Raw genomic sequence first — 24,434 nt, 5'->3', positions numbered from 1 at the left:
TTTCTTAAATATATCCCTCATCTTTAAAATACTTTAAAACTTGTTTATAAACAGTTCTTTTAAAAAAAGTTATATATTCATAAATCTCTTTTGTTGGTACAAATTTATACTCACTAAACTCTGGAATTTCTGTGTTTATATTGATTTTTGCACCTTGTTTTAGTTTTACTAAATAGTATTTTTGTTTTTGCCCATCATAAGGGTACATTTTTTGAGCAATTACTGGAGGGAATTCATAAGAGACCCAAGTTGGATACTCTGCAATTATCTCAACATCTCTTGTTCCAATCTCCTCTTCAAGTTCTCTAAACAAAGCCTCTTTAGTACTTTCGCCCTTATCAATTCCACCTTGTGGGAATTGCCAAGCATTTGTTATATCTGTTCTTGAAGCTATGAAAATCTCACACTTAGCTGGATATTTAGATGATAATATAATAGCTGCAACATTTGGTCTAAAATTCTTTTTCTCTTTTTTAATAATCTCTTCTTTATCAGTCATAAATATACTTTTCCTTATAATTAGGTGGATATTTTAATAAATATAGGATTAAAAATTGCTTTTATACATACATATACCTTTTTGTGATAGTAAATGCTTCTATTGTGCTTTTAACTCATATACAACAAAATTTAAGTTAAAAGATGACTATATGGAAGCTTTAAAAAAGCAATTAGAAGAAAATTTAAAAAAACATATTATTAATAAAAATAGAAAGATAAAAACTGTTTTTATTGGTGGTGGAACTCCATCAACCATAAAAGCTTCAAGTTATAAAGATATTTTTACCTTAATAAGACCATATTTAGAAGAGAATGCTGAAATTACAACAGAAGCAAACCCAAATTCAGCTACTTTTTCTTGGCAAGAGGAGATGTTTAATCTTGGTGTAAATCGTATTAGTTTTGGAGTTCAAAGTTTTGATGAACAAAAATTAAAATTTTTAGGTCGAGCTCACAGTAGCCAAAGTGCAATCGAAGCTATAAATAGTGCAAAAAAAGTAGGATTCAAAAAAATAAGTTGTGATATTATTTATGGTACTATAAATGATAGTTTTGAGAGTTTAAAAAAAGATTTTGATATTGTAAAAAATTTAGAAATTAACCATATTAGTGCCTATTCACTTATAATTGAAGAGAATACAAAGTTTTATTTAGATGAAAAATCTCTTCAAAAAAGTAAAAAAAGTTTAAAAATAGATGATGAAGACTTAAGTTATGAAATTTTTGATTATTTAAATAAGTTAGGATTTAAGCAATATGAAATAGCAAATTTTGCTACTAATGAAGAGTTTGAATCAAAACATAACTATGGATATTGGGAATATAATGAATATATGGGGATAGGTTCTGGTGCAGTTGCTTGTATAAAAAATGTTAGAGAATATAGTCAGAAAAATATAGAGAAATATATAGAAAATCCTCTACTTGTCGAAAAAGAAGAGCTGAGTAGCGAAGATATAAAAGCTGAAAAAGTTCTTCTAGGATTTCGATGTAAGTTTGGTGTGGATTTAAAGCTTTTAAATGAAAATGAACTAAAAAAGGCAGATGATTTACTCTTTGAAAAAAAGCTAGAATTAAAAGAAGATAGACTTATTAATATTAACTATTTACTTGCTGATGAATTAGCTTTATATATACTAGATTAAGGAAAAAATTTGACAATAAAAGATTGTGTAAAAAAATATAGTAATGATTTAAAACTTGTAACTCATATTCCTGCAAAAGAGATTGAAATTTTAATAATGTTTTTACTTGATAAAAATCCAATTTGGCTTCACTTAAACTACAATAATGAGTTTGAGAAAGAAAATGAGCTACAAACATTGGTAAAAAAGAGAGCTACAAACTATCCACTTGAATATATTACTAAAAAAGCCTCATTTTATGGTGAACAATTTATTGTAAATGAAGGAGTTTTGATTCCACGACCAGAGACTGAATTTTTAGTAGAAAATGCTTTTAATATTTTAAAAGAGCAAAAAGAGTCTAAAACTGTAGTTGAAATTGGAACTGGAAGTGGAATAATTTCTGTTATGCTAGCACTTTTAATAGAAAATATTAAAATAATAGCCGTTGATATAAATCCTAAAGCTTTAGAGTTAGCAAAACAAAATGCCAAAAAATTTGGAGTTTTAGAAAAAATTGATTTTAGACTTAGTAATTTATTTGAAAATATTTTTGAAGAGAATATTTTTATGGTAGTTTCAAATCCACCATATATTGCAAATGATTATAAATTACCTAAAAATGTAAAGTTTGAACCATCAAACGCACTTTTTGGAGGAGTTCTTGGAGATGAGTTATTAAAAAATATCATTAAAGAAACAAATGATAAGAAAATTCAATATTTATTATGTGAAATAGGATTTGATCAAAAAAAATCACTAGAAGAGTATTTTAAAGAGTTTAATGTAGAATTTCACTCTTTTTATAAAGATTATGAAAATTTTGATAGAGGATTTACTCTAAAATTTAAAAAATAATAAAGGATTAAAAATATGTTTTGTGAATTTAATTTAGAAAATTTAGAAAATTCAAGTATTGAATTAGAAAAAATTTTAAATGATAGTAGAAAAAAAATAGAAGAACTTTTAACTATTGAAAATAAAACTTATAAAAATTTTGTGTTGCCATTTCAAGAAATAGGGGAGAGTATAAATGAATTTATAACTCCAATTTTTCATATTGACTCAGTTAAAAATTCAGAAATCACTTCAAAAGTTTATGAAGATTGTCTTCCTATAATCTCAAAATATGAGAGTGAAGTAAGTCAGAATGAAAATATATATAATGCTTTAAAATATATACAGTCTAATGAAAATAGTACTTTAAATGATATACAAAAAAAAGTATTAGAAAATGAGATAAGAGATTTTGAATTATCTGGTTGTAATTTAGAAAAAGATAAAAAACAAAGACTTGAAGAGTTAGATCTACTTTTGAGTGAGTTATCACACAAATTTTCACAAAATTTATTAAAAGCTACAAACTCTTACTCTTTAATAGTTGAAAATTTTGAAGATGTAAAAGATATTCCTCAATCAGATTTAGAACTTGCAAAGTTTGAAGAAGATGGAAAAACTAAATATAAATTCACTCTTCAAATGCCTTCTTATATAGCTTTTATGACATATTGTAAAAATAGAGAGTTAAGAGAAGAACTATATAAAGCTTATACAACAAGAGCTAGTGAGAATGGAAAAATCATTGAAGAGATTTTAACTTTAAAAGAGGAAAAGGTAAAAATATTGGGATTTGAAAACTTTGCACAATACTCACTTGCAACAAAAATGGCAAAAAGTGAAGATGAAGTTATTAATTTTCTAAAAGAGCTTGGATATAAAGCTAAACCAAAAGCTATAAAAGAGTTTGAAGAGTTAAAACAGATGGCTTTAGAAGATGGAATTAGAGATTTTAGGGCAAGTGATACAAGTTTTTATAGTGAAAAGCTTAAAAAAGCTCAATATGATTTAGATGAAGAGTATTATAGACCTTATTTTGAACAAAACTCTGTTCTTGAAGGTTTTTTTGATTTCTTATATAAAATGTTTAATATTAAGTTTGTAAAAACTGAAGCTAAAGCTTGGGATGACAAAGTTCAAGTTTATAATTTGAGTGAAAATGAAAAAATTATTGCTAGAATTTATATAGATTTAGAAGCAAGAGCTGATAAAAGAGGTGGGGCTTGGATGAATAACTGGCACTCATATTATAAAACTTCAAATGATGAGATAAAACTTCCAACAGCTTATATAGTTGGAAACTTCCCTCAATCTACAAAAGATATTCCATCACTTTTAAGACATAGTGATGTTGTAACACTTTTCCATGAAATGGGACATGCTTTACACCATCTTTTAAGTAAAGTTGATGAACCAAATGTAAGTGGGATAGCTGGAGTTGCTTGGGATGTTGTTGAGTTTCCATCACAATTTTTAGAGTATTTTTCTTATGATAAAGATGTTTTAAAATTATTTGCAAAACATTATCAAACAGGTGAAGTTCTTGATGATGAGGCTATAAATAGACTTATTAAAGCTAAAAATTTTCAATCTTCTATGGCAACTGTAAGACAAATTGAATTTGCATTGTTTGACTTTAAACTATATCAAGAGCTATACAAAAAAGAAGAAGATATTCAAAATTTACTAGATAGTATTAGAAAAGAGTTTGCGGTAATAATTCCACCTTCATATAACAAGTTTCAAAATGGATTCTCTCATATCTTTGCTGGTGGTTATAGTGCAGGGTATTACTCTTACAAATGGGCAGAAGTTTTAAGTGCAGACGCCTTTTATATGTTTATTGAGAGTGGAAATATTTTTAATCATGAACTAGGATTAAAATATAAAGAGTGTGTTTTAAGTAAAGGTGGTTCATACAATATGGATAAGCTTTTCTACGATTTTGCACAAAGAGAACCAAAAATTGATTCATTATTAAAAATTGATGGAATAATTTAGCAAAAATTTGTAATAATACTATATCAATTATATAATATTTAAGGATTTAATAACTATGACAAATGCAGAAACAATTACAAAATTAAATAATGCTTTACAAACGCTAATTAAAGCATACGAAGAGTTACAAGAAAAAAATAATAATTTAAAAGAGAGAGTTGCTGAACTAGAAGATGAAGTTTTAAACCTTGAATTGGCAAAAGAAGGCTTAGAAAAAGAGGTAGATAGCTTCAAATCAAATACTGAACAAGATAAAACAAATATTTACTCAATGCTTGGAAAAATTGAAGATATTTTAAATAAAAAAGATGCTAGCTTAGATTTTGTTTCACCTGTACCAAAAGTTGAAAAAATAGACAAAGTAGTTAAAGAAGAGATAAAGCAAGAATTAGAAGAAGATAACGCTATTAATGAAAGCGAAAATCTTCTTAGCTCTTTTGAAAATGTTTTAAATAAAAAAGAAGAAGAAAAAGAGCAAAAAGAGGATAATAAACTTGATCTTTCAAGAATGTCTTCTTTATTAAACGGCTTTAATTAAAAATAAAATGGTTTTCTCTTTAGATAAAGAGTCTATCTATAATCTTTTTGGTGCAGATGATTTTTTTTCACTAGAATCTATTATAGATAATATTGCTCCATCGTTACTTGATTACCATTTTAGCAATTTTTGTAACAATGCTCAAGAAGTGGAGTTTTTTAATAAAAGAGAGGTAGAAAATAGCTTTTATTCAGGGATATATAGCCTTTTTTTAGACTATAATCAAAATCTTTTTTTAGAAGTAGATGATGTAAAAGAAGATGATTCTACATCATCTTTTTGGTAAATAGAGTTAATTAAAAAATTTCTGTTGTTTTTCTAAGTCTATCTTTATCAAAATGAGTATAAATACGACTTGTATTTATATCTGCATGACCTAGTGCCTCTTGAACAAGTATCAAATCATGGTGTTTTGAATAAAGTAAAGTTGCAAAAGAGTGTCTTAGCATATGAGCACCGTTTTTCTCTTTTCTTATGCCTGCACTTATTAAAATATTTTCAACAATTCGGCTAACATAAGCTTGAGTTAATCTATCACCTTTTTGATTACAAACTAAAATATCACTATTACAAACTCTGATATTTAGCCAATTTTGTAAATCATTTTCTATAATAGATTTTTTTATCATTACAACTCTTGGTTTATTTCCTTTACCTCGAATTTGTAACATATAAACATCTTTTTCATTGAAAATATCTTTTAGTTTTAAATTCAACATTTCACTAACTCTAATACCAGTATAAAGAATGATTTTTATAATAAGCCTATTTCTATATGCTATATTATCTGTAAACTCATATTTGTCAATAGCTTCTAAAAATCTATTAACTTCATCTTGATTCATAAAAGAGGGGAGTTTAGTACCACTTTTCCCACTTAATCCACCCCAATTTTTTAACTCTATTTTAAACAAATATGAACTTCCATCTTCATTTTCATTTTGCTTATCTATATATGAGAATAAAGATAGTAGGGCAATACGATGGTTCTTTTTACTTGCATCAGATAAAGAGCTAGTTTCACTAGCTAAGAAATCACTTAAAAGCTCTTCATCTATCTCTTTCATTGATGCTAATCCTAAGTTTGAAGTATAATTGTATAGCTTTAAAAGAGGATTAAAATATGTATTTATTCCGTTCAAACCAATATTTCTTGCTTCTTTTACAAAAACTTCTAACTCTTCAATAGATTTTGTACCTTTTACTAATTGTTGAATTATAAAAGCTAGTTTGTTTTTATCTGATACTTGTCTATTTGATAAACTTGTTAATTTATTTCTTACAAATCTCTCTATCCAAAAAAGCATAGTAGTATCAAAACTATTTTTAAAATCTAAATTGTATCTCATAAAAATTCCTAAAAAAAGTATATATGGATTATATCAGAAGAGATATTAATAATAGTTTGAAAATTATAGTTGTCAGCACCATAAAATAGGGCTTTGTAAGCATTTTGTTATAAGTCTAACTTATTTAAAAGTTAGCCGAAATTAAACAATAAAAAAACTTAATAGAAGCTTAAATAAAACAATAAGATTAACTCTTACTATTTTTGTTTAGTTTCTAAAATTGTTAATCTTTTTTCTATTGCAAAGGCAAATTTAAAAACAGGGTACAAAACCAAAGTATTTAACAATATCAAAAATTGAGATATATTATTTATTATTTCTAAATTCATTTAATTAACCACTATATCTTTTTTAAAAAGATTTAAATGAGTTTCGTCTTTTGAAACAACAGTATTTGGCACAGTAATATACTTATTGTCTTTCATGATTGAAACTTGAAAAGTTTCAAATGGGTAAACCCTGTTTTGAGTTGTTTTATCTTTAAAATCAAGATAGAAAGCCACAACTAAATCATCATTTTTAATAACGGTTGCATATTCAACTTCAATATTCTCAGGCGGAGTACCATTATCATATTTAAAAACTAAACCATTATAGTAATCAGAAGCAACAGTAAGAACTAATGACCCCTTTAAGCCTTGTGCATTATAATATAGAATTGATATTACATCTCCAATATTAACAGAAAGACCAAAAACAAAATAAAATCTATTCTTTAACAAAGCTCCATCTTGATACAACAAATTCTTATTTTTTAAATATTCAAATTTGTACTCTATATTTGTATTTTCTCCACTATTATCTTCACCGCCTTGATTGTTTTCTCCATTATTGTTTTCGCCATTATCTTCACCACCTTGAGAAGAAGCAAGAACAAATACACCACTGTTTTTTATATTATTTTGTATAAGTTCAACAAAACCATCAAACCCAGTATAAATACCATTGTTTACTAAATATCCCAGAAAATCTAAATCATTCCCATTTTTACCTATTAATGAAGCAAGATACTCATGTTCCGTTCCTGAAAAACCATTTTTTAAAGCTAATTCATAAGCTGATAATCCATTTTGACCTTTTAAACTATCTTTTTGAGATTGTGTTAAATCTTCAAAATTCCCATTTTGTCCTTTTAAAGAGTCTAAATATTCCTGCTCTGTTCCTGAAAAACCATTTTTTAAAGCTAATTCATAAGCTGATAATCCATCTTGACCTTTTAAGCTATCTTTTTGAGATTGTGTTAAATCTTCAAAATTCCCATTTTCTCCTTTTAAAGAGTCTAAATATTGCTGCTCTGTTCCTGAAAAACCATTTTTTAGTGCAAGTTCATAAGCTGATAATCCATCTTTACCTTTTAAACTATCTTTTTTAGATTGTGTTAAATCTTCAAAATTTCCATCTTTTCCTTTTAAAGAATTTAAAAAATCTATTTCATTACCCTCAAACCCATATCTTTTAGCTAATTCATAAGCACCATCTCCTTTATCTCCCTTATCTCCTTTAACTTTTAAAAACTCTTTTTGTTCAGGTGTTAAAGTATCAAATTCTATTTTTAAAGTATTTATCTCTAAATTTGTTAAAACTGAATTTAATTGCTCTAATTTTTGATTAAAAGTAACTTTCAAGGCTTCAAGTTCTGCAACTGTGTAATTTATAGTTTTATTTGATAACTGATTTAAAACATTATTGATATCAGATATCTCTTTATCTATATCTTTTGCTTCACTTGGTGTCAAATCTGATGACTCTAATCTATCCAAAAAGTACTTGCTTTGTTTTTGTAAACCTAAAAGCAAATTTTGTAAGATTGATTGTTGTAATTCTGTATTATCCATACTTTATCCTTTTTTTTATTTTTTATGTAAATTAAAAAAGGCTAGATAAATCAATATCTAACCTTTGTATTTTTTTGTTATCTATAAATAGATATTAAAGTAAACCAAAGTTTGCAGTATCTAATGAAACATCTTTTGGTGTATCTGCACTATATGGAGCAGGGAATGGTTTGCAAGACATTAAATAAGCATAAACATTTGATATTGGAGTTTTAAACACTATAGGTCTTCTACTACTATTTGCTACATAAATAGGAACGTGTACACCGTGCTTAATAAGTACTCTATCACTAGCATTTACTGAACTTGTAGCAGTTGAAACACCTGTAACAGATAAAGTTAAATTTTGCTCATATACTTCAACCTCGCCTTCTAAAAGAGCGATATATCCAGCAATCTCAGACTCATCAAGTTGTATTGTTGATGTTCCTGATTTTTCTCCTCTTCCACCCCAGTTTGTTTTTTGTTTAATTATAAATTTTTTTTGAGCCATTTTATTTTTTTTCCTTTTAATTTTAATTTTGTTTTTTTTATAATCCTAGTTCTTTTAAAAATCTTCTTTTTTATTTTTTTGAGGTTTTGCAAGACTTAAAAGCTATTGATTGATGAAATTAAAGAGTTTTTTAAAAAGGTTGTCAATAGTTCCGTTTTTTTCTTATGAAGTTCGATTTTATAGGCATTTTAAAGAGAAAAACGGAAATAGGCAATTTTTTTGGGTTTTAAAAGTTGTTAAAAGTAGGGTAGTTTATAGTATTTTTTTTAATCACTACTTTTTTTAATAGATACTACATAACCTATAAAAGATTTTTGAGAAGTTAAAATATTTTTAATAAAATCTTCATTTGTCAAATAGTATTCAACAGAACAAATCAAAAAATCATTTATACTTTTTATTGCTTCATTTGAATAATCATTTGATTTATTTATTTTTAAATCATAATAAGATAATTTTTTATTATCAAAACCTATTTCAAAATTAAAATCTACTTCTAAATGTTCTTTTAATCTTTTTGAACAATGTTCATATATATATATTCCATTTTTCTCATTTTCTTTTGTTTTAATTCTAAAATATCCATCTTTAGCAAAAGATATATTTAAAAGTAATATCAAAACTATTATTATTTTTTTCATTTAATTTTCCTTATTAAATAAAAATTGTCATAATCAAATCTTTATAAGTAAAAAAAGTATCTCCAATATTTTTATCTTTTTTTAAATCTTCTAAAACTTTAATCAAAATATCTTCGTCAAACTTTGAAAGATTATTTTTTAAAATAAATTTTATATCATAGACATCATTAAAACTAACTATCAAATCTATTCTTTTTTCTTTTTGAATATTCATAGTATGATAATAAACAAGCGATTTAACTGCATCAAAAAAATATTTAGTTTTAAACCTTTCTAAATCATTTAAACCTTTTGGATAGCTTCTTGGAATATAATCTTTATTATATACAATATTTTCAGATGAAAAAAGCAAAGAGCTTAAAAACAATAATATTAATAATATTTTTTTCATTTAATTTTCCTTGTGTATTTATAAAAATTAAGTTTGAAGTATATATAAAATCATTTTAGATAAAACTTTATCTTATCTTTCTCTATTCTTTTATTTCTGAACTTTAGAGTTTCGATAATAGCATTTTGAATTACTTTAAAATCTTTATGCTTTTTGATATTTGGAATAAAGCTGACCATTTGTAAGTTACCATCATAAATCTTAAAGCTTAACCTTTTAAAATAGTTTCCATCATCTTTTTTAATTGCTACATTTACATATTCAAACTCTCTTATTTCTATTAATTGACCTGAAACAAATTTATCAAAAAAGTTTTTTAATTCTTGTACATTATTAGAATAAAAGTTTTCTGTATAAGTTCTACTATTATATTTATACACTACTTGGAAGAGATTTTGGTCAAGTATAGTTTCGTCTTTTATATCAACTCTTACATCATCATAAAAACCTATTATAGGCTCATCTACAATCAATTGAGTTTTTAAAAATTTTTCGATATCTTCTTTTGTAGTGGTAGGCTTTAGATTATATAAATCAATTTGCTTTGAATGATTATTTGAATAACAAAAAAATGACCATTTATAAATTCCATAATCTTCACTTGGGAATCTATCTATATTATCATTAGTACCTATTTTAAAATTTTTAGAATAGATAACTTTTTTAATATTTAATATTTCAGCTTCTGAAATTTCAGTAATTAAATTAAAACAATCGTTATAGTTATCAGCTTCAAGGAAGAAGCTATCAACCCTACCTAATTGAGTAGAGATATGGTATATATTTGACATAATTATCCTTTATTTTCTTTTTAGTACCATAACGGGCGAAGCCCTTATGGTTAATTACTTAACAACTCCCGAACGATTAACAACTTTAAGCAATGCTTCCGTTAGGTTAAATATTTCGCCCTCACTATTTTTTGCAAACTCTGAATATTGATTTAATTTTTCAACAAGTTTACTCCAACTTTCCGCACTACTATCTGTTATTTTTTCGCCCGTTACTCTCTCAAAAAGTTTCTTATCTACATTTGTATTTTTCCAAGTGCTAGTTTTAGTTTTATGAAGATATAGATTAAAATTCTCTTGACTTGAAACTCCTTTAATTTGTGAAGCTTTACCGCCCATATCTAAAAGCCTATTTTCCATATTCATACGAATATTTTTATCTTGATAAATCTTATTATCAATATGATTTAAATTATCATTTATTATTTTTGCTACTTGTATTCTTTCGCCAGTTTTATCAGCACCGATTACAGCAGTAGCAAGTCTTAATCCTTTTTTACCAATTTTCGAAGTAGGTTTAAGTTTTTTAATTTTTTCTTTCATTTTTCCAGCAACAATATAAGCCCAAAGCATAGTAAATCTAGTTCCTGCTTTTCTTATATATTCCATTATGTGCATATAAGCATATAATGTAAGACCCATTGATAAAGTTGTAATAAAGTTTTGTACAGCTCCATCGAAATCACTATCGCTTTCAAAATCTTTTTTTACGGGTTCTGTATATTCTCTCATTTTACGAAAAAGAAAAGATGATACAAAATCATCTATTCCATCTTCTACACTATTACCTAAAATATTTCCTAAGCTTTGCATATTAAATTTCTCCTACACTTTTAATATTATATTTAGTTTTTTTCTCTTTAAAATCTTCCGTAAACTCATCTTTTAATTTATTTAAAATGACTTCAAAAGGGTTATAATCTAAGTCAAAACCATCGCTAAAGATATCTTCTATAAAATCAACTATATCCTCCATATTAAATGAGTTTTCATCTTTAGAGCCTTTTAATTGCTCTACATTTTTAAAATTCTCTATCTCTTGTGGACTATAATCTTTCCCCTCAAAATTAACAGTTTTAGCAGTTAGATTTTTATAATAAGTATCTTGTGTTTTTAAAATATTATTAATACTTTCTAAAGTCTTATTTTGTTGCTCTAAAATGGGCTTTATACTATCAGATATTTTATTTCCTAAAACTTCCGCAAACTCTTTATCAAATGTATTTGTTATATTTGCAGTATTTTTAAATGTTGTTTCTTTTTTAGATATTTTTTCTTGAATAGCTAAATTTTTACTTTCAATTTCTAATTTTTGAGCTTCGATTTTTACTAAACCTGCATTTGATTGAAATATTTTTTTTAAAGTTTCTGTTTGTTCAATCATTTCTTTTGTTCTAGCCAGATTTAAAGAACTATCATATTTTATTTTTTCGTAATTTAAATCAGAATTATATTTATTAAGCAAATGAGAAAATTGAGAAGCCATAAGCAAATCAGTAGGAACAACAATATCTTTTTTTACATCTTTATATTTATCTTCTGGATAAGAGATTTTAGCACCTGGAACATTTGAAAATGAACTACTTAACTTTTCTTCTCTATCTTTTTCTGCGTCTAAAGAGAACGAAACATCTTTATCACTACTATCCATAACACCTTTTAATTTCTTAAAATCGTTAATTGTGCAGACAGAATTTATAATCATAAAACCCTTATTAGAACGAACTCCACGAACTAAAAAATCATTATGTAACCAATCCCCCGTTTCCATAAAATCATTATTTTTATTAGGGTGGCTTTCATCAGAACAATCACTGTAACAAACACCATATAATTGTTTATGAGCCATTTGCTCCCCCTAATATTTTTAAGATAGCTTTTAAAGTAGTATCAATGCTTTGTAATAGTGTTTTACAATCATCTATTACTACAATTTCCTCATATTCGTTTTCATTTTCCATTTTTTTAACCTTTATTTTTTAAGCAGTCTAAAAGACAACACTTATATTTTATTTTTACTTTATTACCTAAAAGTTCAAGAGCTCCATAAAATTTCTTAAACTTTTCACCTTGTTCAACACCTTTTAAAAATGCAATATGAATAGTTATCGTATCGCTAGATTTTATTTTTATTTGTTCCTCTTGTCTCTCATTTACATATATTCCGTCATAGATATGTTTTTGAGTATAAAAAAAATATGCAAAGTAATCTTGAATTACAAGAGTAGAAGAGAATAGGGGGAATTGAAAATTTTTATAATTTTCTTTTAAGTATTTACTTAAATGATATTGCCTTTGCCCTAATCCAGAAATTAGATAAGAGTTTGCATTACTTGAATTTATATTAAGTAGTTCAAAAAGTAGATTAAAATCTTCTTTTTTAATTTGTTTTGAATAAGAAAATATCTCTTTAAAATCAAACAAAAAAATATTTTCTTCGACATATGGACGATGAATACTTCCTAAATAGTCTATCACTTCAGTTTCGAGATATTGAATACCTTTATAAAAATTTAATTTACCAACATTTAAACTAAATTTATTTATAAAAGTAAAAAAATTTTTATTGTATTCCCAATTCAAAAAGTGTTCCATATATTCAACAATCTTTTTAAAATTACTATGATTTCTTCCATAATGCACATCAATATTAAAAAATATTCTTTCCATGTAATCGGGGATTATTTGAGTATGTAGTGCGATAGGAGAAATATAATCAGGATAAGTTGTAAAGGGCAAAGAATAAGATTTATAATAATCATATTCTTTTAAAATATAAAATTCATTTATTTGCTCTTGGCTAAAATATTTAGCAATATTTGGAGCTTCAGAATAAATTTTTATTTCATATTTTTCATTATCTAAAATAAATAGATTTTCTTTTGTGAAGCCTTTATAATTAACATTTAATTCTGTAACTGCTGAAAACTCATTAAAAAGATAATTTCGAGGGATATCAATATATGGAAAAGCTTCTAGTACTTCCGTTGTTTGACCATCATTATCTGTTTTAGAGACATATTGCTCATAATATGGAGCTATAAATTCAACATTAGGATAACTTAATTCTTTAAAATCACCTATAACAAAATCAAAATTATTACTATTAAATTTATAGATATCCAAAGGATAACGACCTCTTGGATAGTTTTCCAAATCTACAATTTGAGACATAATTAAGCCTTAGATTTTTGGCAAGTAATCATATTACAATTACTTAAAGCATTTGAAATCTCTTTTGTAATTGTATTATTACTTTGTTCGGCAAGATAATCAATAGCTAGTTTTGAAACTTCTAGCAATTTATCATCTTTTTTTGTATCAGTTGTTTTAATATATTCACTTATTGTTTTAGTTGCAACTGGAATAAGCAAATTTATAAAAACTTGTTTTAAAATTGTTAGTAACATTATATAAATTCTCCTTTTCGCATTTGTAAAGCTAATTTATAGCTTCTTGTTTCTTTTTCATTTTTATCTTTTCTTAGAGCCACAAAGTCTCTATGCCATTTACTATCTAACATTTCTTTTGAAGCGGTTTCATAATCCCTTTCATTTACCGCTTTAATCATTTTTTGAAACTTTTTAAATCCAGTTTCGCCAAGATTAAAAACCATTTGAATTAATACATTTTTAACGCAGTCATCCACGTAGTAAAAATGATCAAAAAAACCATATAAAAATAAATTACATCTTTCTATATCTTCATCTAACATTCTAAGGGCTTCATCTTTTGTTATTCCTCTTGTTTCTAAATTTCTACCCACTCCTATAGTTTGATATCCAGCTGGGCAAGTGTAAACCTTTAATTTTAAGCCCTCATTTTCAATAAGGCTTTGTTTTAATTTTTCATAATTCATTTTTTTAACTCCATTAATCTTTTAATATTTCTTCTTACAGCGTTGTAAGAAATCCCACATCTTTTAGCTATTGTAAAAGCTGATATATTTATTTTTTTCTCATTTTCTATATTATCTTGTACAAGTTCACACATAGCATTTAAAACAAGAATTTCATTTTGTTTAAAATATAATCTACTCATTAAGCTATCCTTTTTCTAAACTCTTTAAATGTTGTAATATTTGAGCTATCTGTATCTAAGAAAGTAAAAAGGCAATCAAGATTATTTTTTAAATCTTTTTTATATTTATGAATTTCAAGCACATCTATTCCTGAATGATTTAAGAAATCTTCCGCCCTTGTACAAAAATCAAGAGTTTTAAGTCTTGCATTATCAACTAAGCCTAAATGTTTAGTTTGTTGCAGTTCTTTATCGGCATTTAGTAAAATTTCTACGAGTTCAGAAGCATTAAAAGAGCCTCTTTTTAATTTAATAAATGTTGATAAAACAGCTTTGAAAGCATTTTTAACATACATCACAGCGGGTTTACTTACATCTCTTATTTTTTGTAGTTTCTCTACTATATTGCCTTTAAATTCAGACATAAAAAGCCACAAAGGGTGTATAACTGCTCTTTGAAATCTCTTTTTAATTGCTTCTTGACTTAAGATGATAATTTCATCATCATTGATTTTATATCCTGATTGTATCTCTTGACACTCTTTATTAGAGAAGTCTTTTAAAACAAAGGTATTTATTAAATAGTTCCAAATACTAGAGATTGATTTTAATAAGCTATCTAAGTTTTCAATAAGACCAAAAGAGCTACAAAGTTCTTTTAACTTTTCTCTTCTTAATTGAAATTCAATTCGCCAAACTGTTTTTGTATCATCATATTTTGGGTTCTGCTCCCACGATAGATATTTTACAAATGCAGTTTTTTTATCTTTTTCAATTTTGTGAGTTTTATTATAAATTCTCAACATTTCAGCACCTTTACCAATAGAAAAGCCCGTAAATTTTAAGCCACTAAAAAATAATTCTGTATCTTGATTATGAATTTTTCTAAGTTTTTTTAATGTTTTTAATCTATAAAAATCTAGTATGTTAAAGTTATAACCTTGTATATCCTTAGCCAAATGAAGTTCTGATACTTTAATGAAATAGTTTTTTAACAAAGAGCCTACATATTCAACAACTGTTTTAATGGCTCTTGTATAACCATTTCTTAAAAGAAATTCACTCCTAAATTCAGCTTTTACAACGGGGTTTTTATGTTCACTTATTTTTCTAAAAGATAGGGTAAAATCAGCATTTTGACAAACAACATTAAAACCATTTTGAGACGAAGCCATAACACGAAGCTTTATTCCATTAAGATTTACAGAGACATATCGCTCTTGACTATCTTCGTTTTTAATATCCATAGCTTTTCTTTTTGCTACTAGAAAGATATCTACAAAAGCATTAAATATCATTTTGTCCGCTTCTATATCAGCTGGATAAAATTGTAATTTTAAAGTATCTACTAAATCATTCAAACATACATACATTTTTTAAAGTTCCTTTTTTTCTACTATTTAGGGTAGGGGTGCTTATTTTGTCCCTTTTAGCCCCCCTTGTTAATCTAGCAGGGGACTAAGATTTTTTTTTCTTTTTTTTTAAGTTTTATAACTCCACAAATTGCGAGAAAATAGGCTTAATTAAAGTATTTCCAAACTCTTTAACTTCTCCTAATCTTCCTACAGCTAAATATCTACAATCTATTTTTAAATCTTCAAAATCTTTTTGCTTAATAGGAGTTTCTATCTCTCCACCAATAAATGATATTTTTGCAGTATATTTATTAGGGTAAAATGCAGGTATTCCGTTATTTTCTTTTTGTATTCCAGTTTCTTTATCCATTATTGGTTTACCTGGTATCTCTACAAGCTCAACAACCTTGCAACCTAAAGAGATTTTGTTTTCTTCTCTTTGTTTAAGTTTAAAATCAAACTCCTCTTGTTGTTTTTGAAGAGCAAGAGCTATTTTTTCATCTATACTTAATTCTTTATTTTTTTTCATTGGGGTAATCCTTTTTTTTATTTATTTTAAGTTCCTAAGAACTTAAAGAAGTTGTTAAAAAAAACAACTTTCTTAAATTCTCTCTTTTCAGCCTAACGGCTAAGAATAGCTCTCTTTAAGCCTTAACGGGCAAAGCCCTTAGGCTTAAGGCTTTTTTCTTTTATTTTAATTTCCAATAAATGCCCCCAAAATTGATATAAAATACCTTTCCCATATCTACGATTTTTTCAAAATCGTTAAGAGTGCTTTGCACTCCGCTTTTAGAGGTAAAATTATCAAGTTTACTAAGAAGTTCATCTTTAGTAACATATTGGACTTTTTCCATTTCTTCTATTGGAAGTTTATTTTTAAAGTAGATTTCACAAGCTGACATTTTTATCCTTTCCTATATTTCAACATCTAAAGCTAAAAGCTTTAAATCAAAATTCATTTCTGACTTAAGTTCTTTTTCTATTTGCATAACTTCTATTTTTGCTTTAAACAAATCAATAACTAACTTTAATCTTTTAATATCCATTCCTAAATCGAACTCTTTATCTATCAAATCATCATAATTAAATGAATTTGTTTTATTTTGCTTTTGTAAAAGTGTCATATTCTCAATTACTTTTAAAAGCTCTTGATTTTTCTCAAAAAGCTTATTTTGACAATCAATCATTTTTTTAGTTAAATTTTCTATTTCTATTTTCATTTTAAAACCCTTCTAATTCTTTAGAAATAGCAATTTTATTGCTCAAACTATTTTCTATTTTTATAATTTCTTCTTTTATTTTTTCTTTATCAAAAGAAGTTATAAGAATGGAATTTAATTCATTTATAAGCTTTAAATATTTTTTTGAAAGTTCTGATATTTCAACAACTATCATAAATTTATTTTGATTTTTAAATTGTTGTGGTGTCATATTAACACTCCGAAACAAGATTTTCTAAAGCTTTAAATCTGTTAGAAAATTTTTCTTCTATTGCTAAAATATCTTTATTCATTCTTTCTTTTTTAGAAACACTAAATAAATCAAGAGTTAAAAGATGTAACAAACTTCCATATTCTCTATCTAAATCATTACATTGATAGATAAGCTTTCTTTTTTTATTATTCTTTTTTATTTGTAAAATCATTTTATAAGCCTTTCTAATTATGAACATTTAAGATTATTTGCTAAAGAAAACAATCTACTTTTTAATCTATTTTGAGATTTATTCTCAAAGCCATTATTTTGTATTTTTTTTAATAATCTATTCTCAAAAGCTGAGAAAAATTTTTCTATCTCTTGGCACTCTAAACTACAATATTGTTTAGGGCGACCTTTTTTATTTTCTTCAATTTTTGAGAAACAAAGAGGGCAAATCAATTTCATTATTAAGCTCCTTTATTAATTCTAGTTAATGAAATTAACTCTTGAATATTTTTTCTTAAAAGGATAGGGCGGTTATATTTCTTCTTTAACTCTTCATTTTCTGAAATAAAATCAATGATTGTTTTAATTTGTTCAAAAGTAAATTTGTCATAATTAAGAAGTAAATCAACAGCTTTATAATTCTCAAAATAAGCTATTTTTTTAGAAGTAGGGATTAATTCAAAAAAGTAATTATAAAGGCTTGAAGTATCTTTAAAATATGAATTTATAGAGTTATTATGATTTTTATGTACATTCAAATTTTTAGTAAGTACAAGATAATTATAAGAACTAACATTTTTTATTTTTTTAGTATGCTTAGAAACTTTCTCAATATACTCAAGTTTTTCTAATTTCTTAAGTGAAGATATAACAACGCCAAGTGAAGAAATTTTTAAATCTTTACTTAGCTTTTGTTGTGTAAAATTATCATTAAAATACACATAACATAAGACTCGAAAGTCTTTTACATTTAAAGAAGTATCAAGAGTAGCAAATTCAAGAAGTTGAACAAAGTCTGAATAATCAAGCTTTAAATTTTCCATTTAAATAATCCTTTTTATAAGAAACAAAAAAGCAAAGATTAAAGATTTTTTATTTATAATTTAGTATTGAAAACTATAATTTTCAAACTGTTGTCATTATTATAAAAATTGGTCTTGTAGGTAAACATTTAAGGTGGTTATCTATGAACGACTCAATAAGTAAAGATTTTTTACAAACTATTCAAATTGCATTGATTGATAGTGAAATAAAATCTATTGATTTTAGAATATTATCTTATATAGCTCTAAAATCGGACTTCTTATTAAAAGATATGAAAGAAGAATTAAGTATCTCTTCTTTTAATACTCTTTCAAAATCTTTAAAAAATCTTTTAAAAAATGGTTATATTGTTAAGCAAAATAAAAATGTAAAAAGCGAAAAAAATATAAGTAGTTATCAATATTTAGTAACTGTTAAAAATAAGCAATTACTAAAAAGTGATAATAGCTTTGTAAATAGCCCTCTTTCATCTGCTTCGGAATTATATTGCTATTTTTTTGAGAAAATTCCTTCTAAAACTAAAGTTAGTAAATCTACTAATTTAAAATCTATTTTTTTAATGCTTGAAAACTATCAAGAGATATTAATAAGAAATATCATTGATTTTATTTCAGAAAATGAAGAGTTAAAGAAGAAATATAACCGCCCTATCCTTTTAAGAAAAAATATTCAAGAGTTAATTTCATTAACTAGAATTAATAAAGGAGCTTAATAATGAAATTGATTTGCCCTCTTTGTTTCTCAAAAATTGAAGAAAATAAAAAAGGTCGCCCTAAACAATATTGTAGTTTAGAGTGCCAAGAGATAGAAAAATTTTTCTCAGCTTTTGAGAATAGATTATTAAAAAAAATACAAAATAATGGCTTTGAGAATAAATCTCAAAATAGATTAAAAAGTAGATTGTTTTCTTTAGCAAATAATCTTAAATGTTCATAATTAGAAAGGCTTATAAAATGATTTTACAAATAAAAAAGAATAATAAAAAAAGAAAGCTTATCTATCAATGTAATGATTTAGATAGAGAATATGGAAGTTTGTTACATCTTTTAACTCTTGATTTATTTAGTGTTTCTAAAAAAGAAAGAATGAATAAAGATATTTTAGCAATAGAAGAAAAATTTTCTAACAGATTTAAAGCTTTAGAAAATCTTGTTTCGGAGTGTTAATATGACACCACAACAATTTAAAAATCAAAATAAATTTATGATAGTTGTTGAAATATCAGAACTTTCAAAAAAATATTTAAAGCTTATAAATGAATTAAATTCCATTCTTATAACTTCTTTTGATAAAGAAAAAATAAAAGAAGAAATTATAAAAATAGAAAATAGTTTGAGCAATAAAATTGCTATTTCTAAAGAATTAGAAGGGTTTTAAAATGAAAATAGAAATAGAAAATTTAACTAAAAAAATGATTGATTGTCAAAATAAGCTTTTTGAGAAAAATCAAGAGCTTTTAAAAGTAATTGAGAATATGACACTTTTACAAAAGCAAAATAAAACAAATTCATTTAATTATGATGATTTGATAGATAAAGAGTTCGATTTAGGAATGGATATTAAAAGATTAAAGTTAGTTATTGATTTGTTTAAAGCAAAAATAGAAGTTATGCAAATAGAAAAAGAACTTAAGTCAGAAATGAATTTTGATTTAAAGCTTTTAGCTTTAGATGTTGAAATATAGGAAAGGATAAAAATGTCAGCTTGTGAAATCTACTTTAAAAATAAACTTCCAATAGAAGAAATGGAAAAAGTCCAATATGTTACTAAAGATGAACTTCTTAGTAAACTTGATAATTTTACCTCTAAAAGCGGAGTGCAAAGCACTCTTAACGATTTTGAAAAAATCGTAGATATGGGAAAGGTATTTTATATCAATTTTGGGGGCATTTATTGGAAATTAAAATAAAAGAAAAAAGCCTTAAGCCTAAGGGCTTTGCCCGTTAAGGCTTAAAGAGAGCTATTCTTAGCCGTTAGGCTGAAAAGAGAGAATTTAAGAAAGTTGTTTTTTTTAACAACTTCTTTAAGTTCTTAGGAACTTAAAATAAATAAAAAAAAGGATTACCCCAATGGAAAAAAATAAAGAATTAAGTATAGATGAAAAAATAGCTCTTGCTCTTCAAAAACAACAAGAGGAGTTTGATTTTAAACTTAAACAAAGAGAAGAAAACAAAATCTCTTTAGGTTGCAAGGTTGTTGAGCTTGTAGAGATACCAGGTAAACCAATAATGGATAAAGAAACTGGAATACAAAAAGAAAATAACGGAATACCTGCATTTTACCCTAATAAATATACTGCAAAAATATCATTTATTGGTGGAGAGATAGAAACTCCTATTAAGCAAAAAGATTTTGAAGATTTAAAAATAGATTGTAGATATTTAGCTGTAGGAAGATTAGGAGAAGTTAAAGAGTTTGGAAATACTTTAATTAAGCCTATTTTCTCGCAATTTGTGGAGTTATAAAACTTAAAAAAAAAGAAAAAAAAATCTTAGTCCCCTGCTAGATTAACAAGGGGGGCTAAAAGGGACAAAATAAGCACCCCTACCCTAAATAGTAGAAAAAAAGGAACTTTAAAAAATGTATGTATGTTTGAATGATTTAGTAGATACTTTAAAATTACAATTTTATCCAGCTGATATAGAAGCGGACAAAATGATATTTAATGCTTTTGTAGATATCTTTCTAGTAGCAAAAAGAAAAGCTATGGATATTAAAAACGAAGATAGTCAAGAGCGATATGTCTCTGTAAATCTTAATGGAATAAAGCTTCGTGTTATGGCTTCGTCTCAAAATGGTTTTAATGTTGTTTGTCAAAATGCTGATTTTACCCTATCTTTTAGAAAAATAAGTGAACATAAAAACCCCGTTGTAAAAGCTGAATTTAGGAGTGAATTTCTTTTAAGAAATGGTTATACAAGAGCCATTAAAACAGTTGTTGAATATGTAGGCTCTTTGTTAAAAAACTATTTCATTAAAGTATCAGAACTTCATTTGGCTAAGGATATACAAGGTTATAACTTTAACATACTAGATTTTTATAGATTAAAAACATTAAAAAAACTTAGAAAAATTCATAATCAAGATACAGAATTATTTTTTAGTGGCTTAAAATTTACGGGCTTTTCTATTGGTAAAGGTGCTGAAATGTTGAGAATTTATAATAAAACTCACAAAATTGAAAAAGATAAAAAAACTGCATTTGTAAAATATCTATCGTGGGAGCAGAACCCAAAATATGATGATACAAAAACAGTTTGGCGAATTGAATTTCAATTAAGAAGAGAAAAGTTAAAAGAACTTTGTAGCTCTTTTGGTCTTATTGAAAACTTAGATAGCTTATTAAAATCAATCTCTAGTATTTGGAACTATTTAATAAATACCTTTGTTTTAAAAGACTTCTCTAATAAAGAGTGTCAAGAGATACAATCAGGATATAAAATCAATGATGATGAAATTATCATCTTAAGTCAAGAAGCAATTAAAAAGAGATTTCAAAGAGCAGTTATACACCCTTTGTGGCTTTTTATGTCTGAATTTAAAGGCAATATAGTAGAGAAACTACAAAAAATAAGAGATGTAAGTAAACCCGCTGTGATGTATGTTAAAAATGCTTTCAAAGCTGTTTTATCAACATTTATTAAATTAAAAAGAGGCTCTTTTAATGCTTCTGAACTCGTAGAAATTTTACTAAATGCCGATAAAGAACTGCAACAAACTAAACATTTAGGCTTAGTTGATAATGCAAGACTTAAAACTCTTGATTTTTGTACAAGGGCGGAAGATTTCTTAAATCATTCAGGAATAGATGTGCTTGAAATTCATAAATATAAAAAAGATTTAAAAAATAATCTTGATTGCCTTTTTACTTTCTTAGATACAGATAGCTCAAATATTACAACATTTAAAGAGTTTAGAAAAAGGATAGCTTAATGAGTAGATTATATTTTAAACAAAATGAAATTCTTGTTTTAAATGCTATGTGTGAACTTGTACAAGATAATATAGAAAATGAGAAAAAAATAAATATATCAGCTTTTACAATAGCTAAAAGATGTGGGATTTCTTACAACGCTGTAAGAAGAAATATTAAAAGATTAATGGAGTTAAAAAAATGAATTATGAAAAATTAAAACAAAGCCTTATTGAAAATGAGGGCTTAAAATTAAAGGTTTACACTTGCCCAGCTGGATATCAAACTATAGGAGTGGGTAGAAATTTAGAAACAAGAGGAATAACAAAAGATGAAGCCCTTAGAATGTTAGATGAAGATATAGAAAGATGTAATTTATTTTTATATGGTTTTTTTGATCATTTTTACTACGTGGATGACTGCGTTAAAAATGTATTAATTCAAATGGTTTTTAATCTTGGCGAAACTGGATTTAAAAAGTTTCAAAAAATGATTAAAGCGGTAAATGAAAGGGATTATGAAACCGCTTCAAAAGAAATGTTAGATAGTAAATGGCATAGAGACTTTGTGGCTCTAAGAAAAGATAAAAATGAAAAAGAAACAAGAAGCTATAAATTAGCTTTACAAATGCGAAAAGGAGAATTTATATAATGTTACTAACAATTTTAAAACAAGTTTTTATAAATTTGCTTATTCCAGTTGCAACTAAAACAATAAGTGAATATATTAAAACAACTGATACAAAAAAAGATGATAAATTGCTAGAAGTTTCAAAACTAGCTATTGATTATCTTGCCGAACAAAGTAATAATACAATTACAAAAGAGATTTCAAATGCTTTAAGTAATTGTAATATGATTACTTGCCAAAAATCTAAGGCTTAATTATGTCTCAAATTGTAGATTTGGAAAACTATCCAAGAGGTCGTTATCCTTTGGATATCTATAAATTTAATAGTAATAATTTTGATTTTGTTATAGGTGATTTTAAAGAATTAAGTTATCCTAATGTTGAATTTATAGCTCCATATTATGAGCAATATGTCTCTAAAATAGATAATTATGGTCAATCAACGGAAGTGCTAGAAGCTTTTCCATATATTGATATCCCTAGAAACTATCTTTTTAATGAGTTTTCAGCCGTTACAGAATTAAATGTTAATTATAAAGGCTTCACAAAAGAAAATCTATTTATTTTAGATAATAAAAAATATGAAATAAAAATTTATTCTGAAGCTCCAAATATTGCTAAATATTTTAACCAAGAGCAAATAAATGAATTTTATATTTTAAAAGAGTATGATTATTATAAATCTTATTCTTTGCCCTTTACAACTTATCCTGATTATGTTTCACCTATCGCACTACATACTCAAATAATCCCTGATTATATGGAAAGAATATTTTTTAATATTGATGTACATTATGGAAGAAATCATAGTAATTTTAAAAAGATTGTTGAATATATGGAACACTTTTTAAATTGGGAATACAATAAAAGATTTTTTACTTTTATAAATAAATTTAGTTTAAATGTTGATAAATTAAATTTTTATAAAGGCATTCAATATCTCGAAAGTGAAGTTATAGACTATTTAGGAAAAGTTCATCGTCCTTATATTGAAGGAGATATTTTTCTGTTTGATTTTAAAGAGATATTTTCTCATTCAATAGAAATTAAAAAAGAAGATTTTAATCTACTTTTTGAACTACTTAATATAAATTCAAGTAATGCAAATTCATACTTAATTGGTGGATTAGGGCAAAGGCAATATCATTTAAGTAAATACTTAAAAGAGAATTATAAAAATTTTCAATTCCCCCTATTCTCTTCTACTCTTGTAATTCAAGATTACTTTGCATATTTCTTTTATACTCAAAATCATATCTATAATGGAATATATGTAAATGAAAGAGAAGAGGAACAAATAAAAATAAAATCTAGCGATATGATAACTATTCATATTGCATTTTTAAAAGGTGTTGAAGAAAGTGAAAAGTTTAAGAAATTTTATGGAGCTCTTGAACTTTTAGGTAATAAAGTAAAAAAAAAATATAAGTGTTGTCTTTTAGACTGCTTAAAAAATAAAGGTTAAAAAAAATGGAAAATGAAAACGAATACGAGGAAATTGTAGTAATAGATGATTGTAAGACACTATTACAAAGCATTGATACTA

At 25.6% G+C, this 24,434-nt stretch carries 40 protein-coding genes; 17 read left to right on the top strand and 23 right to left on the bottom strand.

Annotated features, from left to right (window positions below; genetic code table 11):
• Nucleotides 1–4: 4 nt before the first annotated feature.
• Nucleotides 5–499, bottom strand: coding sequence for an RNA pyrophosphohydrolase (locus tag AFAEC_RS05695; protein ID WP_034216344.1), 495 nt, complete (start codon nucleotides 497–499; stop codon nucleotides 5–7).
• A 55-nt stretch (nucleotides 500–554) separates the two neighbouring features.
• Here AFAEC_RS05695 and hemW point away from each other — a divergent pair, with 55 nt between their 5' ends.
• Genes hemW through AFAEC_RS05670 form a run of 5 tightly spaced genes read left to right on the top strand, consistent with a single transcriptional unit; the run spans nucleotide 555 to nucleotide 5,287 of the window.
• Nucleotides 555–1,646, top strand: a complete 1,092-nt coding sequence (hemW, locus tag AFAEC_RS05690; protein ID WP_026805598.1) for a radical SAM family heme chaperone HemW — start codon at nucleotides 555–557, stop codon at nucleotides 1,644–1,646.
• Nucleotides 1,647–1,655: 9 nt separating this feature from the next.
• A complete protein-coding gene (gene prmC, locus AFAEC_RS05685; RefSeq protein WP_026805597.1) occupies nucleotides 1,656–2,483 on the top strand; it encodes a peptide chain release factor N(5)-glutamine methyltransferase in 828 nt (275 codons plus the stop codon).
• A 15-nt stretch (nucleotides 2,484–2,498) separates the two neighbouring features.
• Nucleotides 2,499–4,463, top strand: a complete 1,965-nt coding sequence (locus AFAEC_RS05680) for a M3 family metallopeptidase (protein ID WP_026805596.1) — start codon at nucleotides 2,499–2,501, stop codon at nucleotides 4,461–4,463.
• Between the two features lie 55 nt (nucleotides 4,464–4,518).
• Nucleotides 4,519–5,001, top strand: a complete 483-nt coding sequence (locus AFAEC_RS05675; RefSeq protein ID WP_026805595.1) for a hypothetical protein — start codon at nucleotides 4,519–4,521, stop codon at nucleotides 4,999–5,001.
• A 7-nt stretch (nucleotides 5,002–5,008) separates the two neighbouring features.
• Entirely contained in the window at nucleotides 5,009–5,287 is a 279-nt protein-coding gene (locus AFAEC_RS05670) for a hypothetical protein (RefSeq protein WP_026805594.1), read from the top strand.
• A gap of 10 nt (nucleotides 5,288–5,297) precedes the next feature.
• Here AFAEC_RS05670 and AFAEC_RS05665 read toward each other — a convergent pair whose 3' ends face one another.
• The 22 genes from AFAEC_RS05665 to AFAEC_RS05570 all read right to left on the bottom strand — a co-directional run bounded on the left by AFAEC_RS05665 (nucleotide 5,298) and on the right by AFAEC_RS05570 (nucleotide 18,344).
• Nucleotides 5,298–6,350 (bottom strand): tyrosine-type recombinase/integrase, encoded by a 1,053-nt coding sequence (locus tag AFAEC_RS05665; protein WP_026805593.1) that lies wholly within the window; start codon nucleotides 6,348–6,350, stop codon nucleotides 5,298–5,300.
• Between the two features lie 197 nt (nucleotides 6,351–6,547).
• The gene (locus AFAEC_RS12275; protein ID WP_258237465.1) at nucleotides 6,548–6,679 is read right to left on the bottom strand and encodes a hypothetical protein; all 132 of its coding nucleotides are present in this window, start codon (nucleotides 6,677–6,679) and stop codon (nucleotides 6,548–6,550) included.
• Nucleotides 6,680–8,185 (bottom strand): hypothetical protein, encoded by a 1,506-nt coding sequence (locus AFAEC_RS12185; RefSeq protein ID WP_191996940.1) that lies wholly within the window; start codon nucleotides 8,183–8,185, stop codon nucleotides 6,680–6,682. It lies immediately after the preceding gene.
• A 94-nt stretch (nucleotides 8,186–8,279) separates the two neighbouring features.
• The gene (locus AFAEC_RS05655) at nucleotides 8,280–8,678 is read right to left on the bottom strand and encodes a hypothetical protein (protein WP_026805592.1); all 399 of its coding nucleotides are present in this window, start codon (nucleotides 8,676–8,678) and stop codon (nucleotides 8,280–8,282) included.
• Nucleotides 8,679–8,944: 266 nt separating this feature from the next.
• Nucleotides 8,945–9,319, bottom strand: a complete 375-nt coding sequence (locus AFAEC_RS05650) for a hypothetical protein (RefSeq protein WP_026806901.1) — start codon at nucleotides 9,317–9,319, stop codon at nucleotides 8,945–8,947.
• Between the two features lie 13 nt (nucleotides 9,320–9,332).
• Nucleotides 9,333–9,710, bottom strand: a complete 378-nt coding sequence (locus tag AFAEC_RS05645) for a hypothetical protein (RefSeq protein ID WP_026806902.1) — start codon at nucleotides 9,708–9,710, stop codon at nucleotides 9,333–9,335.
• Nucleotides 9,711–9,760: 50 nt separating this feature from the next.
• Nucleotides 9,761–10,501, bottom strand: coding sequence for a hypothetical protein (locus AFAEC_RS05640; protein ID WP_026806903.1), 741 nt, complete (start codon nucleotides 10,499–10,501; stop codon nucleotides 9,761–9,763).
• Nucleotides 10,502–10,555: 54 nt separating this feature from the next.
• On the bottom strand, nucleotides 10,556–11,314 hold the full coding sequence (locus AFAEC_RS05635; RefSeq protein ID WP_172658630.1) for a hypothetical protein: 759 nt from the start codon (nucleotides 11,312–11,314) through the stop codon (nucleotides 10,556–10,558).
• A 1-nt stretch (nucleotide 11,315) separates the two neighbouring features.
• Nucleotides 11,316–12,350: a hypothetical protein gene (locus AFAEC_RS05630; RefSeq protein WP_026806895.1), complete on the bottom strand. Its 1,035-nt coding sequence runs from the start codon at nucleotides 12,348–12,350 to the stop codon at nucleotides 11,316–11,318.
• On the bottom strand, nucleotides 12,340–12,462 hold the full coding sequence (locus AFAEC_RS12270; protein WP_257119377.1) for a hypothetical protein: 123 nt from the start codon (nucleotides 12,460–12,462) through the stop codon (nucleotides 12,340–12,342). The genes AFAEC_RS05630 and AFAEC_RS12270 overlap by 11 nt, the downstream gene beginning before the upstream one ends.
• Before the next feature lie 4 nt (nucleotides 12,463–12,466).
• Nucleotides 12,467–13,675 carry a hypothetical protein gene (locus AFAEC_RS05625; protein WP_026806894.1) on the bottom strand — a complete coding sequence of 403 codons (1,209 nt, stop codon included), beginning with the start codon at nucleotides 13,673–13,675 and terminating at the stop codon, nucleotides 12,467–12,469.
• Between the two features lie 2 nt (nucleotides 13,676–13,677).
• The gene (locus AFAEC_RS05620) at nucleotides 13,678–13,911 is read right to left on the bottom strand and encodes a hypothetical protein (protein ID WP_026806872.1); all 234 of its coding nucleotides are present in this window, start codon (nucleotides 13,909–13,911) and stop codon (nucleotides 13,678–13,680) included.
• On the bottom strand, nucleotides 13,911–14,360 hold the full coding sequence (locus tag AFAEC_RS05615) for a glycoside hydrolase family protein (RefSeq protein WP_026806873.1): 450 nt from the start codon (nucleotides 14,358–14,360) through the stop codon (nucleotides 13,911–13,913). Before AFAEC_RS05615 ends, AFAEC_RS05620 begins: the two co-directional genes overlap by 1 nt.
• Nucleotides 14,357–14,542 carry a hypothetical protein gene (locus tag AFAEC_RS05610; protein WP_026806874.1) on the bottom strand — a complete coding sequence of 62 codons (186 nt, stop codon included), beginning with the start codon at nucleotides 14,540–14,542 and terminating at the stop codon, nucleotides 14,357–14,359. Before AFAEC_RS05610 ends, AFAEC_RS05615 begins: the two co-directional genes overlap by 4 nt.
• The gene (locus AFAEC_RS05605) at nucleotides 14,542–15,894 is read right to left on the bottom strand and encodes a hypothetical protein (RefSeq protein ID WP_026806875.1); all 1,353 of its coding nucleotides are present in this window, start codon (nucleotides 15,892–15,894) and stop codon (nucleotides 14,542–14,544) included. The genes AFAEC_RS05610 and AFAEC_RS05605 overlap by 1 nt, the downstream gene beginning before the upstream one ends.
• A 115-nt stretch (nucleotides 15,895–16,009) precedes the next feature.
• Nucleotides 16,010–16,405: a hypothetical protein gene (locus AFAEC_RS05600; protein WP_172658629.1), complete on the bottom strand. Its 396-nt coding sequence runs from the start codon at nucleotides 16,403–16,405 to the stop codon at nucleotides 16,010–16,012.
• A 160-nt stretch (nucleotides 16,406–16,565) separates the two neighbouring features.
• The gene (locus AFAEC_RS05595; protein WP_026806877.1) at nucleotides 16,566–16,778 is read right to left on the bottom strand and encodes a hypothetical protein; all 213 of its coding nucleotides are present in this window, start codon (nucleotides 16,776–16,778) and stop codon (nucleotides 16,566–16,568) included.
• 12 nt (nucleotides 16,779–16,790) lie between these two features.
• Nucleotides 16,791–17,096, bottom strand: a complete 306-nt coding sequence (locus tag AFAEC_RS05590; protein ID WP_026806878.1) for a hypothetical protein — start codon at nucleotides 17,094–17,096, stop codon at nucleotides 16,791–16,793.
• A gap of 1 nt (nucleotide 17,097) precedes the next feature.
• On the bottom strand, nucleotides 17,098–17,307 hold the full coding sequence (locus AFAEC_RS05585; RefSeq protein ID WP_026806879.1) for a hypothetical protein: 210 nt from the start codon (nucleotides 17,305–17,307) through the stop codon (nucleotides 17,098–17,100).
• Nucleotide 17,308: 1 nt separating this feature from the next.
• Nucleotides 17,309–17,521: a hypothetical protein gene (locus tag AFAEC_RS05580; RefSeq protein WP_026806880.1), complete on the bottom strand. Its 213-nt coding sequence runs from the start codon at nucleotides 17,519–17,521 to the stop codon at nucleotides 17,309–17,311.
• 17 nt (nucleotides 17,522–17,538) lie between these two features.
• On the bottom strand, nucleotides 17,539–17,760 hold the full coding sequence (locus AFAEC_RS05575) for a hypothetical protein (RefSeq protein ID WP_026806881.1): 222 nt from the start codon (nucleotides 17,758–17,760) through the stop codon (nucleotides 17,539–17,541).
• A 2-nt stretch (nucleotides 17,761–17,762) separates the two neighbouring features.
• Nucleotides 17,763–18,344, bottom strand: a complete 582-nt coding sequence (locus AFAEC_RS05570) for a MarR family transcriptional regulator (protein ID WP_026806883.1) — start codon at nucleotides 18,342–18,344, stop codon at nucleotides 17,763–17,765.
• Nucleotides 18,345–18,487: 143 nt separating this feature from the next.
• Here AFAEC_RS05570 and AFAEC_RS05565 point away from each other — a divergent pair, with 143 nt between their 5' ends.
• The 12 genes from AFAEC_RS05565 (at nucleotide 18,488) to AFAEC_RS05510 (ending at nucleotide 24,353) form a co-directional block, all read left to right on the top strand.
• The gene (locus AFAEC_RS05565) at nucleotides 18,488–19,057 is read left to right on the top strand and encodes a hypothetical protein (RefSeq protein WP_026806882.1); all 570 of its coding nucleotides are present in this window, start codon (nucleotides 18,488–18,490) and stop codon (nucleotides 19,055–19,057) included.
• 2 nt (nucleotides 19,058–19,059) lie between these two features.
• The gene (locus AFAEC_RS05560; protein WP_026806881.1) at nucleotides 19,060–19,281 is read left to right on the top strand and encodes a hypothetical protein; all 222 of its coding nucleotides are present in this window, start codon (nucleotides 19,060–19,062) and stop codon (nucleotides 19,279–19,281) included.
• Between the two features lie 17 nt (nucleotides 19,282–19,298).
• Nucleotides 19,299–19,511, top strand: a complete 213-nt coding sequence (locus tag AFAEC_RS05555) for a hypothetical protein (RefSeq protein ID WP_026806880.1) — start codon at nucleotides 19,299–19,301, stop codon at nucleotides 19,509–19,511.
• Between the two features lies 1 nt (nucleotide 19,512).
• On the top strand, nucleotides 19,513–19,722 hold the full coding sequence (locus AFAEC_RS05550; protein ID WP_026806879.1) for a hypothetical protein: 210 nt from the start codon (nucleotides 19,513–19,515) through the stop codon (nucleotides 19,720–19,722).
• A gap of 1 nt (nucleotide 19,723) precedes the next feature.
• Entirely contained in the window at nucleotides 19,724–20,029 is a 306-nt protein-coding gene (locus AFAEC_RS05545) for a hypothetical protein (protein ID WP_026806878.1), read from the top strand.
• A gap of 12 nt (nucleotides 20,030–20,041) precedes the next feature.
• The gene (locus tag AFAEC_RS05540) at nucleotides 20,042–20,254 is read left to right on the top strand and encodes a hypothetical protein (protein WP_026806877.1); all 213 of its coding nucleotides are present in this window, start codon (nucleotides 20,042–20,044) and stop codon (nucleotides 20,252–20,254) included.
• A 160-nt stretch (nucleotides 20,255–20,414) separates the two neighbouring features.
• Entirely contained in the window at nucleotides 20,415–20,810 is a 396-nt protein-coding gene (locus AFAEC_RS05535; RefSeq protein WP_026806876.1) for a hypothetical protein, read from the top strand.
• A 115-nt stretch (nucleotides 20,811–20,925) separates the two neighbouring features.
• Nucleotides 20,926–22,278, top strand: a complete 1,353-nt coding sequence (locus AFAEC_RS05530; protein ID WP_026806875.1) for a hypothetical protein — start codon at nucleotides 20,926–20,928, stop codon at nucleotides 22,276–22,278.
• Nucleotides 22,278–22,463, top strand: a complete 186-nt coding sequence (locus tag AFAEC_RS05525; RefSeq protein WP_026806874.1) for a hypothetical protein — start codon at nucleotides 22,278–22,280, stop codon at nucleotides 22,461–22,463. Before AFAEC_RS05530 ends, AFAEC_RS05525 begins: the two co-directional genes overlap by 1 nt.
• Nucleotides 22,460–22,909 carry a glycoside hydrolase family protein gene (locus AFAEC_RS05520; protein WP_026806873.1) on the top strand — a complete coding sequence of 150 codons (450 nt, stop codon included), beginning with the start codon at nucleotides 22,460–22,462 and terminating at the stop codon, nucleotides 22,907–22,909. Before AFAEC_RS05525 ends, AFAEC_RS05520 begins: the two co-directional genes overlap by 4 nt.
• Nucleotides 22,909–23,142: a hypothetical protein gene (locus tag AFAEC_RS05515; protein ID WP_026806872.1), complete on the top strand. Its 234-nt coding sequence runs from the start codon at nucleotides 22,909–22,911 to the stop codon at nucleotides 23,140–23,142. Before AFAEC_RS05520 ends, AFAEC_RS05515 begins: the two co-directional genes overlap by 1 nt.
• 2 nt (nucleotides 23,143–23,144) lie before the next feature.
• On the top strand, nucleotides 23,145–24,353 hold the full coding sequence (locus AFAEC_RS05510; protein WP_026806890.1) for a hypothetical protein: 1,209 nt from the start codon (nucleotides 23,145–23,147) through the stop codon (nucleotides 24,351–24,353).
• Nucleotides 24,354–24,434 lie beyond the last annotated feature (81 nt).

Origin of the sequence: Aliarcobacter faecis (assembly GCF_013201705.1) — a bacterium.
Classification (GTDB): Bacteria; Campylobacterota; Campylobacteria; order Campylobacterales; family Arcobacteraceae; genus Aliarcobacter; species Aliarcobacter faecis.
The sequence above is the reverse complement of the archived record's forward strand: the minus strand, read 5'-3'. Positions and strand labels throughout refer to the sequence as shown.